Source organism: Mesorhizobium sp. M7A.F.Ca.AU.001.01.1.1 (assembly GCF_004022735.1).
GTDB classification, from domain to species: Bacteria; Pseudomonadota; Alphaproteobacteria; order Rhizobiales; family Rhizobiaceae; genus Mesorhizobium; species Mesorhizobium ciceri.
The window spans coordinates 1-14082 of sequence record NZ_RZPF01000064.1 but is presented as its reverse complement, the minus strand read 5'-3'; the positions used below and the strand labels follow the sequence as shown (position 1 = coordinate 14082).

15 protein-coding genes are annotated in these 14082 nt (G+C 62.7%); 12 read left to right on the top strand and 3 right to left on the bottom strand.

Annotated elements, in window-relative coordinates; translation table 11 throughout:
• The 3 genes from EN884_RS06515 to EN884_RS06505 form a co-directional block, all read right to left on the bottom strand.
• A partial coding sequence (locus tag EN884_RS06515) for an alpha/beta hydrolase (RefSeq protein ID WP_164894933.1) occupies positions 1-426 on the bottom strand: 426 nt, incomplete at its 3' end.
• Positions 427-436: 10 nt separating this feature from the next.
• Complete coding sequence (locus EN884_RS06510) at positions 437-1585, bottom strand: Gfo/Idh/MocA family oxidoreductase (protein ID WP_013532953.1); 1149 nt, start codon at positions 1583-1585, stop codon at positions 437-439.
• A 267-nt stretch (positions 1586-1852) separates the two neighbouring features.
• On the bottom strand, positions 1853-2614 hold the full coding sequence (locus tag EN884_RS06505) for a DeoR/GlpR family DNA-binding transcription regulator (RefSeq protein ID WP_013532952.1): 762 nt from the start codon (positions 2612-2614) through the stop codon (positions 1853-1855).
• Between the two features lie 162 nt (positions 2615-2776).
• On the opposite strand from EN884_RS06505, the gene EN884_RS06500 reads away from it, so the two are divergent.
• The 12 genes from EN884_RS06500 to EN884_RS06445 all read left to right on the top strand — a co-directional run.
• Positions 2777-3577, top strand: a complete 801-nt coding sequence (locus tag EN884_RS06500; protein ID WP_023756676.1) for a class I fructose-bisphosphate aldolase — start codon at positions 2777-2779, stop codon at positions 3575-3577.
• A gap of 3 nt (positions 3578-3580) precedes the next feature.
• Positions 3581-4531 carry a PfkB family carbohydrate kinase gene (locus tag EN884_RS06495; protein ID WP_063167587.1) on the top strand — a complete coding sequence of 317 codons (951 nt, stop codon included), beginning with the start codon at positions 3581-3583 and terminating at the stop codon, positions 4529-4531.
• A gap of 89 nt (positions 4532-4620) precedes the next feature.
• Entirely contained in the window at positions 4621-5766 is a 1146-nt protein-coding gene (locus tag EN884_RS06490) for an ABC transporter ATP-binding protein (RefSeq protein WP_063167588.1), read from the top strand.
• Positions 5767-5876: 110 nt separating this feature from the next.
• Positions 5877-7124, top strand: coding sequence for a sugar ABC transporter substrate-binding protein (locus EN884_RS06485; protein WP_128360503.1), 1248 nt, complete (start codon positions 5877-5879; stop codon positions 7122-7124).
• A gap of 138 nt (positions 7125-7262) precedes the next feature.
• Positions 7263-8159, top strand: a complete 897-nt coding sequence (locus EN884_RS06480) for a sugar ABC transporter permease (protein WP_063167589.1) — start codon at positions 7263-7265, stop codon at positions 8157-8159.
• Between the two features lie 5 nt (positions 8160-8164).
• Entirely contained in the window at positions 8165-9007 is an 843-nt protein-coding gene (locus tag EN884_RS06475) for a carbohydrate ABC transporter permease (RefSeq protein ID WP_013532946.1), read from the top strand.
• A gap of 63 nt (positions 9008-9070) precedes the next feature.
• Positions 9071-9892 (top strand): sugar phosphate isomerase/epimerase, encoded by an 822-nt coding sequence (locus EN884_RS06470; RefSeq protein WP_063167590.1) that lies wholly within the window; start codon positions 9071-9073, stop codon positions 9890-9892.
• Between the two features lie 11 nt (positions 9893-9903).
• Positions 9904-10980: a Gfo/Idh/MocA family oxidoreductase gene (locus tag EN884_RS06465; protein WP_063167591.1), complete on the top strand. Its 1077-nt coding sequence runs from the start codon at positions 9904-9906 to the stop codon at positions 10978-10980.
• Positions 10980-11798 carry a sugar phosphate isomerase/epimerase gene (locus EN884_RS06460; RefSeq protein ID WP_063167592.1) on the top strand — a complete coding sequence of 273 codons (819 nt, stop codon included), beginning with the start codon at positions 10980-10982 and terminating at the stop codon, positions 11796-11798. The genes EN884_RS06465 and EN884_RS06460 overlap by 1 nt, the downstream gene beginning before the upstream one ends.
• Positions 11798-12631: an alpha/beta hydrolase gene (locus tag EN884_RS06455; RefSeq protein WP_063167593.1), complete on the top strand. Its 834-nt coding sequence runs from the start codon at positions 11798-11800 to the stop codon at positions 12629-12631. Before EN884_RS06460 ends, EN884_RS06455 begins: the two co-directional genes overlap by 1 nt.
• Entirely contained in the window at positions 12628-13350 is a 723-nt protein-coding gene (locus EN884_RS06450; RefSeq protein WP_013532941.1) for a ribulose-phosphate 3-epimerase, read from the top strand. The genes EN884_RS06455 and EN884_RS06450 overlap by 4 nt, the downstream gene beginning before the upstream one ends.
• Positions 13347-14082, top strand: a 736-nt coding sequence (locus tag EN884_RS06445) for an ROK family protein (protein ID WP_164894932.1), incomplete at its 3' end; no start/stop codon positions are given. The genes EN884_RS06450 and EN884_RS06445, both read left to right, overlap by 4 nt.

Genomic DNA, 14082 nt, shown 5'->3' with positions numbered 1-14082 from the left:
ATTCTCGGCCATGAAGCGAAGTGTCGCCAGGCAATCCTCGAGCCCGGCGGGAAATTTGTGCTCCGGGGCCAGGCGATAGTCGGGGCAGACAATGACGGCGTTGCCGAGATTGGCCATCAGGCGGCAGATCTCGTCATGTGAATCGAGATTGCCGATGACCCAGCCGCCGCCATGCAGATAGAGCAGCGCCGGCGCCCCGCTCGGCAGTGCGTCGATGCCGCGATGGATGCGGACAGCGATGGGGCCGTTCGGCCCGTCGATCTGCTGTTCAAAGGTCGTCGCGACCGGCTCATGCTCACCTTGCAGCGTCGGGAACGAGGCGTTGTAGGCAGCTCGCGCCGCCGCCACGCTGCCGGTCTCGAATGGCTTGCCGCCGGCTGCACGAGCCATGTCGAGGACGCGCAGCGCATCCGGATCGAGCGTCATGATCATACCCTCAGGCCAGCAGATCGCTCGCCTCTTCCTCGGTCAGCAGGGCCGGCTGGACGACATCGCCCGCGATGGCGACCGAGCCCTGTGTTTCACCGGAGCGCAGGATAGCCTCCATGATCTCCAGCACATGCAGCGCCAGATTGCCGGAGGCGCGTGGCGTGTTGCCGGTCTGAAGCGAGCGCACCAGATCGGCGACGCCGAGCATGCGGTAATTGGCGCGATCGGGCGCCGCATAAGGCCAGTTGCGGGCGCCATAGAGTTCGCCTTCGCTGGCGAAATCCCTCCAGTCGGTGCCGCGTTTCGACAGCGACACGGTGCCGCCGAACGTGTCGGGGTCGGGCAGGCGCAGCGAGCCTTCCGTGCCGTGCAGTTCGATCGGATGGTTGGAGTGGCGAAAGACATCCCACGAGGCGCCGAAGGTGACGGTTGCGCCGGAGCGGAACTCCAGCAGCGACAGCACATTGGTCGGCGTGCCGACCTTGAATGTGGTGTTCTTGAATGGCCCTTCGGCAGTGATCAGCCGCTCCTCCTGGCCGCGCGTCGCCATCGCCATGACGCGTTCGACCGGGCCGAGCAGATTGACCAGCATGGTCAGATAGTAGGGGCCCATGTCGAACACCGGGCCACCGCCTGGCTGGTAGTAGAACTGCGGGTTGGGGTGCCAGTGCTCCATGCCGCGGCCCATCATGAAGGCGGTGCCGGTGACCGGGCGGCCGATGGCGCCGTCATCCATCAGCCGGCGGGCGCGGCGTCCGGCTGCACCAAGGAAGGTGTCGGGCGCCGAGCCGAGCAGCAGCCCGCGCGACCGCGCCTCGTCGACCAGGCGCCGTCCATCGGCGGCCGAGGTGGCGAGCGGCTTTTCGGTGAAGACGTGCTTGCCGGCCGAAAGGGCGGCAAACGAAATGTCGAAATGCGCCGCCGGAATGGTCAGGTTGAGGACGAGATCGATCTCGGGGTCGGCCAGCAGTGCATCGACGCCGAGTGCCCGTATGCCATATTCCTTCGCCCGCAGCGCCGTCATGTCGGCCGAGATATCGGCGCAGGCGCGCAACTCGATGCCGCCGAAGAGAGCGGCATTGCGCAGATAGGTCATCGAGATATTGCCGCATCCGATGACGCCGATCCCGAGTTTCGTCGTTGATATCCCGTGCATTTTCGATCGTACCTCCCAACGCGGTCACCGTCTGCCGAATCCGCCCAGAAGTAACGGATCGCCTTCGCAAAGGGCTATACAACATTTTAAATATTGACGCGCGTAAAATTTTTATACAACATGCGAAAATGCTGGCGCGATATCGGGAGGCTGCCAGTCCTGGGAGGAGAAAATGACCGACATGAAAAAACGGCCGACCGCCGATGCGGATGCCGTGGGTCATGCGCGCATCGGATATTTCCGCCGCGGCCAGGGACCTCGACGGGGTCAGGCATAGATCACCTTGGCCCCTGTCCTATCAAGCTGGCTGCGTATTGGGCCGGACAGGCCATCGTCGGTGATCACGACATCGACGCTCGACAGCGAAAAGGCCTTGGAGGTTCCGCTGACGCCCCATTTGCTCGAATCCGCAAGGAGGACAACGCGCCGGGCCATGCGCACGAGGTTTCGCTTGGTTCGCGCCATGTCTTCGTTCACGTCGACCACATCCAGTGACGAGTCAATTGCATGCGCTCCAACAAAGACCTGATGCGCTACCAAGCCGCCGAGAGCCGTGTCGGCATCGGTGATCAGCGTGCTTACCGTATCCGGGTAGACCCGGCCGCCGATCATGTGAACGTCGAGCCCGGGCCGATGCATCAGATGCTGCACGATATTCATCGCCGTGGCCGCGACCACGACATTGCTGAGCGGCGGTAACAGCATGGCAACCTGCATCAATGTCGAGCCGCCATCGAAGATGACCGATTGGTTGTCCTCGAACAGGTCTATCGCTGCCCGGGCGATGCGTTTCTTTGCATCGAGGTTTGTTTGCATCCGCCGGGCGAACGCGGCCGTGGTCGAATCCGTGGTCCGGGTCACCGCGCCTCCGCGGGTCTTGGTCAGCAGTCCCTTGCGATCCAGTATCTCGAGGTCGGAGCGCACCGTGACTTCCGACACGCCAAAATCGTCTGACAGGTCCTTGATGCGAACCTGTCCGCTGCGTTGCACTTCACCCAGGATCGATTGGCGTCTCTGCTCTGACAACATTGGCCTGTCCTTGCCTCCATGCGCCAAGCGATCGCCCTGGCCTCGGTTCACTCTACCGAAAATAGGCGAATTCGAAAGCTTTCGAAAGATTGCATTTGTTATTTCTTTCGCAAACACTGGGTCCAGGATTTTGAAATCAATCAATTGGAGAGTTTTGGACTCATGAGCCTCGGAACCAAGGTGCGCCTGGCGCGCCTCTTCTCACATCCATCGGGGAATCTTTTTGGCGGCGCGGTCGACCACTTTGTCGGCTATGGCGACGTGCGCAAAGGAGGTCTTGCCGACCTGCCGGGTGCGCTTGCACGCGTCATGGTAGGCAAACCTGACTACGTCAGCATCCAGCCTGGCACCGCGCGCCATCTGTGGCCGCAATATGCGGGCAAGGCTTCCCTGGTGATCCAGGCCGGCTGCTTCACCCCAGACGATCGCATCAGTGAACTGATTGCAACGCCCGAGGATGCGGTGCGCGCCGGCGCCGATGCGTTGGCCGTGGCCATTCCGGTGCGCGGCGCGACCGAGGGAAAATACATACGCTGGCTGACCGATTCGGTGAACGCGGCGGCTCGTTACGGCATGCCGGTGGTAGCGCATATCTACCCTCGCGATTTCACCGACGGGGCAAAAATCGTCTTCACCCCCGACGAGATCGCCTATGCGGCACGCATCGGCTACGAGTCCGGCGTCGATGTGATCAAGATCGGGTACACGGGCGATTTCGAGTCGTTCCGAGAGACCGTTCGGACCTGCCCGGTGCCGGTTGTGATCGCTGGTGGTCCGAAGACCGACACGCTGCTCGGCGCCCTTCAACAGACGGCGGACGCCATCCGTGCAGGCGCGCGCGGTGCCGTGGTGGGCCGCAATCTCTGGGGGCACGGCGATCCGGAAAAGGCAGCGATCGCCTTTCGGGGCGTCATCCATGACGGCCTTTCGGCGCAAGACGCCTTGGCGAAGGCGGGTGCCTGAACGATGCCCGCCGTCCCTTCAATCCTCGGCTTCGGAGCTATTGCGATCGACGACATCGTCTATGTCGATCAGCCGTTGTCGGCGGGCAAGGGGAAGGTTTTGCAAAGTGCCCGAGCTTTCGGGGGAAACGTCGCGACGGCACTTGCCGCCGTCGCGCGGCTCGGCGGAAGCGCCGGGTTCGTCGGATGGCTGGGCAGTGCCGCCGACGACGCCGTGTTGTGCGATCTCGTTGCGAGCGGCGTTGAAACCGCGTTCGCGCCGCGCCACCCGCACGCGCGCCCGGTGCGCTCGCGGATCACCGTCGGTTCGGATGGGGAGCGGTTCATCGCGTATGACGACGAAGCGATGCTGGGCACCGCGCCGGACTTTCCGGACGAGGTTCTCAGCCGCGCGACTGTCCTGATCGTCGACAGTTACGGGATCGGGTCGCTGGATGTCGTGGCTCGGGCTCGCGATCTCGGCCTTGCGATCCTCGGCGATGTCGAATGGAGCCACGGCCCGGCCACCGAGAGACTGATCGGGCTCTGCGACCATCTCATTCTTCCGCTGGGCTTTGCGCGGACCGCCACCGGCCGCCACTCGCCGGCCGAGATACTCGATGCATTGTGGTTGCCGTCGCGGTCCGCCGTGGTTCTGACGGATGGCGGCAGAGGCGTCTTCTATCGCGGACGCGACGAGACAGGGCTCTGGCACCTGCCTCCGCAACGGGTTGCCGTCGTCGACTCGACCGGCGCCGGTGACTGCTTTCATGGCGCCTATGCCCTTGCATTGACGCGCGGGGCCGACACCGCAGGCCGGGTCGCATTCGCGGCCGCGGCGGCGGCCCTTTCGATAACGGGGCGGGGCGGGCGCGAGGCGCTTCCGACCGACGACCAGGTCAAGGAACTCCTGGCATCGACGAACGCGCCGTCGGCAGTCGAACTGAAATATGCGCGGCTTGATACCGGAACATAGCCCGAACTATCCGAGGAAAAATTTCGCAGGTGAACGTAAGCCGAGGACAATCATAAAAATCAGTGGCTTAGACTTGTGGAGGGAGGAATATGGCAGAAGTCGTTCTTGAGAATATCTGCAAGACATACGGGAACAATTTTCACGCAATCGACCAATTGAACCTGTCGGTCAAGGACGGCGAGTTCTTGATTCTCGTCGGGCCGTCCGGCTGTGGCAAATCCACCGCGTTGCGGATGATCGCGGGATTGGAGGACGTCACCAGCGGCAGCCTTCGGATCGGCGGGGTCGACGTCGTCGACATGCCGCCCAAGGACCGCGACATTGCGATGGTCTTCCAGAGCTACGCTCTCTACCCGCATATGACCGTGTTCGAAAACATTGGCTTTTCGATGCGGCTGGCAGGCAAGCCGAAGGCCGAGCGCAAAAAGCGCGTGGACGAGATCGCCAAAACCCTTCAACTGACGTCTCTGCTGGACAGCAAACCCGCGAACCTTTCAGGCGGACAGCGTCAAAGGGTTGCCATGGGCCGCGCCATGGTGCGCGAGCCGGCAGCCTTTCTCATGGACGAACCCCTTTCCAATCTGGACGCGAAACTGCGTGTTCAAATGCGCGCCGAAATCACCAGTCTGCAAAAGCAGCTCGGCGTAACGACCATATATGTGACCCACGACCAAACCGAAGCCATGACGATGGGCGACAGGGTCGCGGTGTTGAAAGGCGGCGTGCTGCAGCAGGTCGACGCACCCAAGAGGCTCTATGAATCGCCGGTGAACGCTTTCGTTGCTGGCTTCATCGGGTCTCCTTCGATGAATCTTTTCGAGGCAACCCTGACGGGCGACGAACTGATGTCCGGCGCCTTGGCCATCCGGCTGCAGGATGCAGCCTTCGTGCGCAGGCCGGGCTTGAGGTCGTATGCGGGGCGCAAGGTCGTGTTCGGGATACGACCGGAGGATCTCTATGACAGCAGTCTCGAATCCGGCCGCAAGTATCAGACGATACCGGCAAAGGTGACCTCGATCGAAGAACTCGGATCCGAACAAATCGTCCATCTCAACATCGACGCGGTCCGGGTGGACTCCGGCGACCCTGACGCGGTGCAGGATTTCGGCCTGGCGTCGAATGCGGTGGCGAAATTCGAACCGGTCAGCACAGTCCGCTCCGGCTCGGAAATCAGCTTGGCCCTGGATGATGCCAAGCTCCATTTCTTCGACCCCGAGACGCATCTGGCAATCTGAATATCAGCGATAAGACCCGCGGGCGAGGGTGAGGCGCCTGCGTAAGAAGACTTCTGAATAATCAGACGATCGGCCGCATTGTGCGGGCGAATATAAAGAAGGAGGAGAAAATGACGTTTCGTATTAAATCCGCGATGCTGAAAATAGCCGCGGCCGCATGGTTGCTTGGCGCAACCGGCGCCATGGCGGATACGACGCTGGAATTCACCCAATGGTGGGAGCCCGAATTGCCGGCTCGCTCGCTCAGGTCAATTATGGACGAGTTCGAGGCGGCAAACCCCGGAATCAAGGTGACGCTGGTCAGCGGCCCCTACGCCACCACGCGAGACCAGATCTCGGTTGGTGCTGCAACCGGAACGCTCAGCGACGTCGTCGGTCTCGACGGCGCCTGGGTGAACAATCTGAATGCGCAGGGCGCACTCGCCGACATGAATCCGATGATGGATGCGAGCGGTTTCGACAAGAGCCAGGTCGCGGATATCATCAAGGTGGACGGCAAGGCCGTGATGTTTCCCGTGGCTTCGTTCGTCTATCCGGTCTTCGTGAATTTGGACCTCGCCGCCAAGGCGGGCGTGACCAAGCTGCCGTCGACCCGTGCGGAGTTTCTCGAAGCCGCCAAGAAGATGACGCACGCCGACCAGAACCAGTATGGCTGGGTGCTGCCCCTGTCGCTGCAAACGCCATCCGGCGTCCAGAACGACATGATGTCGTGGGTTTGGGCTTCGGGCCAGTCGATGATGGCGAGCGGCAAGCCGGACCTTGAGGGCAAACCGGTGGTGGATATGCTCACTTTCGTCAAATCACTCAATGACGCCGGCACCATCTCGCCCGGCATCGCCACCAAGACCGAGCAGGAAAAGGTCGAGGAGTTCGTCAACAACCGCGTCGGGATGATGATCGACTCGCTCGCGCATGTGAACCTCATCCGCAAGCGCAATCCCAAGCTGAACTTCGACCTCATCCCGGTCCCTGTCGTGGAAAACTATACCGGCAAGCGCGGCCTTCCCTATGCCTCCTGGGGCATCGGCATCTCTGCGGCTTCGAAACATCAGGAAGAGGCCTGGAAACTCGTCCAATATCTGATGAGTGAAAAGGTCAACGCCAAGCTCGTGTCGCTTGCAAACGCCTTCCCGGGCAACGTCAACGCCAAGCCCGATTTCGTGACCTCGGACAAGGCTTTCGGCAAGGCTTTTGAAATCTTCAAGACCGGTCATCTCGCCAATGAGTTCACGGGCCTGCCGGTGGCTGAAGACCTGATGACCCAGTTCGACGTGCAAGCCCAGAAGATGCTCGCCGGCGAGCAGTCTCCGGAACAAGCCGCCGCCGCCGCTCAGAAGGGCTGGATGGCGAAATTCTGATCGGCCTGTTCCCGTTTGCTGTCTTCGACCGGGTGACCTGACTTCGGGCAGGCCACCCGGCAACAACGGATCGGCATTCTGAGTGGACTTGTTTTCGAAAGCTTACCTTCCCTTGAAGGCGTATCCCAAGGTTGGCACATGACCCGGCAAAAGCGCTCCCACCACAAGCTCAAACGAGCGGTCGCACCCTACCTCTATCTGTCGCCCGCGCTGCTCATAGTCGGGCTCCTGATGCTGCTGCCGATGGTGACGGTGATTGCCTACTCGTTCCAGAACAGCGCGGTGCTGCGTCGTGACCCATCCTTTGCCGGACTGAAGCACTACCAGGCGATCTTCGACGACCCCGTGTTCTGGGCTTCGCTGTGGCACACGCTCTACTTCACATGCATGAGTGTCATTTTCCACATGACCATCGGCATGGTCTTCGCGCTCATGCTGAACAGCGACCGCATCAATCCGACGCTGCGCAATATTCTGCGTGTGCTCTACATACTGCCCTGGCTGTTCACCGCGGTGATCATCGCCGTGATCTGGCGCCTCCTGCTTGAGCCGAACGGTGTCGTGAACAGTATTCTCATGCAAATCGGCATCATCGGTTCCAAGGTCGAATGGTTTTCCTCGCCTGAGACCGCGCTGCATGCAGTCACTTTTGCCAATATCTGGGCGGGCTACCCGCTCTTCATGGTCAGTTTGCTCGCGGGTTTGCAGGGCATTCCCAAGGATTTCTACGAGGCCGCCGATATCGACGGGGCGAAAGCCTACCAGAAGCTGATCTTCATCACCATTCCGCAGCTGATGCCGATCATCATCAGCATCTCGCTGCTCGACTTCATCTGGACCATGCAGGTCTTCCCGCTAATCTGGATAACGACGGGCGGTGGCCCGATCTACTCGACCGAGGTCCTCAGCACCTACACGTACAAGCTGGCATTTTCGAGCTACAACCTGTCGCAGGCTTCGGCCAGCGCCGTGGTCATCCTGCTGATCTCTCTCGGCCTGACGCTGTTCTATATTCGCTATCAAAAGGCTCGGTAATCACCATGAGGAAAAGGCACACGCCGAAAGACAGGCTGATCACCGTGGCGCTCCATGTAGCGCTTGCAGCAGGGCTCTTTTTCGCGGCATTCCCGATCTACTGGATGCTGAGCAGCTCGTTCAAATCGAATACCGAAATCTTTGCCCTGCCGCCAACCATCCTGCCAAAGGCGTTCACGCTGGAAGCGTATGCAGCCATCCTTGGCGACCCGGTAAAGCTGCGCTTCTTCTTCAACAGCTATTTCGTGGCGGGAGCGGTGACCGTGCTGACGGTGCTGATCGCCTTGCTGGCGGCCTACGGGTTCAGCCGCTTCAATTTCCGCGGCAAGGGCAGCCTGAACACAATCATCATCAGCACGCAGACGATTCCGCCGATCACACTTTTGATCCCCTTCTTCGGGCTTGTCGTCTCATACGGTATCTTCGACACCTATGTCGCACTGATCCTGACCTACCTGGTGTTTACGCTGCCCTACGCGATCCTGCTGATGACGGGATATCTGAACACCTTGCCCCGCGATCTCGATGAAGCCGTGGCTGTCGACGGCGGCAGCAGCTGGACCGCGCTTTGGCGGGTGATTGTCCCGATTTCACTGCCTGGTATCGTGGCGACGTCGGTCTACACCTTCCTGTTGTGCTGGAACGAATTTCTCTTTGCGCTGACGCTGACGAAGTCGACGTCCATGCGCACGGTCCCGATCGGCATCCAGCTGTTGATGGGGCAGCATGCCTTCGAATGGAACCAGATGATGGCGATGAGCGTGCTCGGCTCGCTACCGCTCTTGCTCATCTACCTCGTTGCCCAGAGATACTTCCTCGCCGGCATGACCGCGGGCTCGGTCAAGTAGGATGTTCATCCCACGGCGACGCAGGGTGGCATCAATCAATAAGCGGTATCAAGGATTGAAAGGATGAACGTGAAAGACCTCAAAGTCGGCTGCCAGACCTTCACCTGGGAAATGCTGGGAGACCGGTTCACCGGCGGCCCCGACGATCTGCTGAGGGCGATCTCTGACGGTGGCTATGCCGGCATCGAGATCACCGACACCATGATCGGACATTATGGCAACAAGCCGGAGGAGTTCGCCGCCGCGCTGAAGGCGTGGGGGCTGACGCTGGTTTCCTTCGCCTTTGGCTCGCACAGCGGTTTTACGTCGAAGGAGGAGATCGGCGCCGACCTCGAAACCGCCAAACGCTGGATCGATTTCGCCGCCGCCTTCCCGAATGCGCTGGTGTCGATGGGCTCGGCCACGGTGGTGTCCGACGGCCCGCGCGACGAGAAGTTCGCCATCGCGGCCGAGGTCTACAACCAGGCCGGCGAGCTTGGCCGCAGGGACGGTGTTCAGGTCGCGGTGCATCCCAGCTCGCACCACAACACGCTGCTGTTCGACCGCGCCGATTACGACGCGATCTTTGCCTTGCTCGACCCCGACCTGGTCGGCTGGGTACCGGATACCGGCCATATACTGCGCGGCCACAAGGACATGTCCGATACGCTGCGCACCTACCGCGACCGCATCCGCTACATCCACCTCAAGGACGTCGATGCCAACGGCAGCTGGGCCATGCTCGGCAAGGGCGTCTGCGACACGCCGGCGGTGATCGAGATCGCCAACACCGCACCGCGCTTCAACGGCTGGCTGGTGCTGGAGGAGGAATCCGAAACGGCCGCCGCCGATCCCGCCGGCGCGGTAAAAACCAACCGCCAGACAATGCGCAGCTTGGGCGCCTGAAGAACGAGACGATGATCAAGAAACAGGACAGACGCCTCAGGGTCGGTGTGCTCGGCTGCGGCCCCATCGCGCAGTTCGCGCATCTGCAATCCTGCGTGAAGGCTGGGAATGCCGACCTCTACGCCATCTGCGACGCGGCACCCGATCTGCTCGCCCGCATGGGCGCCACCTACGAGCCGCAAAAGATGTATGCCGACTACGACGCCATGCTCGCCGATCCCGAACTGGAAGCGGTGATCGTCGCCACGTCGGACGCCTATCACGTGCCGATGTCGATCAAGGCGCTCGATGCGGGAAAGCATGTCCTGTGCGAAAAGCCGATCGGCACCTCGGTGGAGGAAGGCGAGGCGCTGGCCCAGGCGGTCAGGCGCTCGGGCAAGGTGCTGCAGGTCGGGCATATGAAGCGCTTCGACCCGGCGCTGGAGGCCGCGCACGACTTCGTCCGCGACGAGATCGGCGAGGTGCTGGCGCTGAAGGCCTGGTACTGCGATTCCACCCATCGCTACACCAACACCGATGCCATTCAGCCGCTGCCGGTCACCAGCAAGCTGGCGAAGAAGCCGACCGGCAATCCCAAGGCTGATCTCAGGCAATATTTCATGCTGGCGCACGGCTCGCATCTCGTCGATACGGCGCGTTTCCTGTGCGGCGATATCGTTGCCGTGCGCGCCCGCCTCAATGAGAAATTCGGCGCCTATTGCTGGTTCGTCGAGACCGAGTTCGCCAGCGGCGCGCTCGGGCATCTCGACCTGACCGTTGCCGTGCGCATGGACTGGCACGAAGGTTTTCAGCTCTATGGCGAGAACGGCTCCGTCATCGCGAAAACCTTCAACCCCTGGTACTTCCGCGCCAGCGAGGTCGAGATATTTCACGAGAAGACCGCCACCGCCCACAAGCCGCTCGGCGCCGACGGCCACTTCTTCCGCCGCCAACTGGAAGGCCTAGCGGATACAGTCCTGAACGGCACGCCGATGCGCGGCGCCAATGTCGAGGACGGTATCGCCTCGATCCGCGCCATGGTCGCCATCGCGCGTTCGGTCGAGACAGGTGAACGGGTCGAACTCGCCTCGGTTTCGGGAGCGGTCTGATGCGTCTCGGCATTTTCGCCAAGACATTTGCCGGCACAGAGCCGGCTGCCGTGCTGACGGCGGTTAAGCAGGCTGGCTATGAGACGACGCAGTTCAATCTCGCCTGCGCCGGCCTGCCGTCGATGCCGGATGTCGTGCCGGCAGATGCCATCGCTTCCGTCCGTGCCGCAGTGCGATCGTCAGGCGTTTCGCTGGCCGCGCTGTCGGGCACCTACAACATGGCGCATCCCGACAAGGCTGTGCGCGACGATGGTCTTCGCCGTCTTGCCGTCGTCATCGAGGCGGCGGCGGCCCTCGGTATTCCGCTGGTCACGCTCTGCACCGGCTCGCGCAATGCCGCCGATCAATGGGCGTATCATCCCGACAATAGCACGCCGGCCGCTTGGTCCGACATGGCCGCCGAGATGGAGAAAGCGCTGGCGCTTGCCGAAGACGCCGGCGTCGATCTCGGCATCGAGCCCGAGCAGGCCAACATCGTTACCTCGGCCAGGGACGCGACCAGGCTGATCGCCGAAATGGGATCGAAGCATCTGAAGATCGTGCTCGATCCGGCGAACCTGTTCGAGCACGCGACGCCACACGAAGCGCGCGCCATCGTCGCCGCCGCGATCGACGAGGCTGCCGGCCATATCGCCATGGCGCACGCCAAGGATCGCTCTGGTGACGGCCGCTTTGCCACCGCCGGACAAGGCATCGTCGATTTTCCGCATTTTGTTTCACGGCTGAAGGCAGCGGGCTTCGACGGATCGCTCGTCACCCACGGGCTGTCCGCCGATGAAGCCCCCGGCGTCGCAGCCTTTCTGCGGGGACTCCTCTGATGGGCGCCGCGCCGGCGATCCTGCTTCGCGACGATGCATCGCTTCGTGTCTTCGACACGGGGCAGGGCAGGCCTCCCGTCGTCTTCCAGCACGGCCTCGGCGGTGATGCGGCACAAGTAGCGCAGAACTTTCCCGATGGTCCTTCATACCGCCGACTGACCGTCGAATGTCGCGCTCAGGGCGGCTCCGGCGCCGGCAGCAAGCGTCCTTTTTCGATCGAGATGTTCGCCGACGACGTGTTGGCTGCCGCCGATGCCGCCGGCCTCGACCGTTTCGTCGCCGGCGGCATCTCGATGGGCGCGGCAATCGCCTTGCGGCTTGCGGCCCGGCACCCGGATAGGGTCACAGGTCTCGTGCTTGTTCGCCCTGCCTGGGCTTTCGACGCGGCATCGCAAAACATGCGCCCTTACGTGGAAGTGGCGGAGCTCATCCGCGGCCGTCCGCTGGATGACGCGCGCGATGCGTTTGCGGCCTCCGCCACGGCGGCTCGCTTTCGCATCGAGGCGCCGGACAATCTTGCTTCCCTGCTCGGCTTTTTCGCGCGCGCCAATGCGAATGTTTTCGCCGAGGTGATGCGAGCGATCGCAAACGATGGGCCCGGCGTGACGCGGGCAGCGGCCGCCGGCCTCGCGCTCCCGACACTCGTCATCGGCAGCGGCATCGATCTCGTCCATCCGCTGGCCACCGCGCGCAGCCTTGCAGACACCATCCCCAATGCCGCCTTTGTCGAGGTGACGCCGAAGGCCACCGACAAGGAGCGCCATTTCGCCGAAATCCGCGCCGCCATCGGCAGCTTTCTCAACACAAATTTTGACAAGCAGGACCAATCATGATCTCGAAATCTCTCTCCGGCCCGGCCGCCATCGCCGAACTGCCACGCGATCGCATGATCGCCGAATTCTCGCTCTGGTCTGCCAATCTTGCCAATTTCGAGAACGACTTGAAGCGCATCGAACCCTATGTCGATCTTCATCATATCGATGTGGCGGACGGTCATTTCGCCCCGTCCTTCCTGTTCTTCCCCGACCTCGTTGCCCGCATCGCCGGGCTGACGGCCAAGCCCATCCATGTCCACCTGATGGTCGATGAAGCAATCGTCGAGGCGCAGACGCGCCAGTTCATCGAAGCCGGCGCCGACATGATCAGCGTCCATGCCGAGAATGGCGAAGCGGGATTGCGCGCCGTGCGGCTGGCGCGGGAGCTCGGCGCCGAGGCGGGCGTCGTGCTCAGGCTGGAGACGCCTGTGGAAGCGGTGACGGCCTTCGTCCCGGAAGTCGCCTTCGTAACGCTTCTTGGAACCGCAATCGGCGTCAAGGGACAGAGCCTGTCGGACAAGGCCTGCGACAGGCTGGGCGCTACCCGCGCCATCCTGAGAAAGGCCGGCCGCGAGGCGCAAGTGGTTCTGGCGGCCGACGGCGGCATCCGCCACGAGACCGTGCCGTTGCTGCGTGCCGCCGGGGCCGAAACCGTGGTTCTCGGTTCGCTCGCCTTCGGTGACAAGGACCTCGCCGGCCGCATCGGCTGGCTGCACGGCTTGAAGGTCGCGGCATGACAACGGAAGCCGCCCTTGCGATCGATCTTGGCGGGACGGAGCTTCGCGCCGCCCTGGTCGACCGTGAGGGCAAGATCCTGGCATTCGCAGCGGTGCCGACGCAGGCGCAGGCCGGTCCAGACGTGGTGATCGGCCAGATCGAGGCGCTGGCGGCGACCGTCCATGCCGAAGCCCCGGCACTGTCGGTCGTCGGCGTCGGTGTCGGTGCGCCGGGACCGCTTGATCCGCTGGCCGGCATCGCCGTCGGCCCGCCGACACTCACCGGCTGGCTGGATGTGCCGCTTGCCGACATCCTCGAGCGGCGGCTCGGCCTGCCGGTCCGTCTGGAGAACGACGCCAATGCCGCGGCGCTCGGCGAATGGCGCTTCGGCGCCGGCCATGGCGCTCGCTCGCTGGTCTTTGTCACGGTGTCGACCGGCATCGGCGGCGGTGTCGTCGTCGATGGGCGCATCCTGCATGGCCGCCGTGGCCTTGCCGCCGAGATCGGTCACATGACCATCACCAATGAGGGCGAGCGTTGCGTGTGCGGCGTTATCGGCTGCTTCGAGGCCATCGCTTCGGGAACCGCGCTCGGCCGCCGCGCCACCGCCGCCACGGCCGCCGGCGACGGCTCGGCCTTGCGGCGCCTGTCAGCGGATGCGGAGGTGACCGGCCGCCATGTCGTCGAGGCGGCACGGCTGCGCGACGATCTTGCCTCGGCCTTGCTGGACGAGGAAGCCCGCTGGCTGGGCG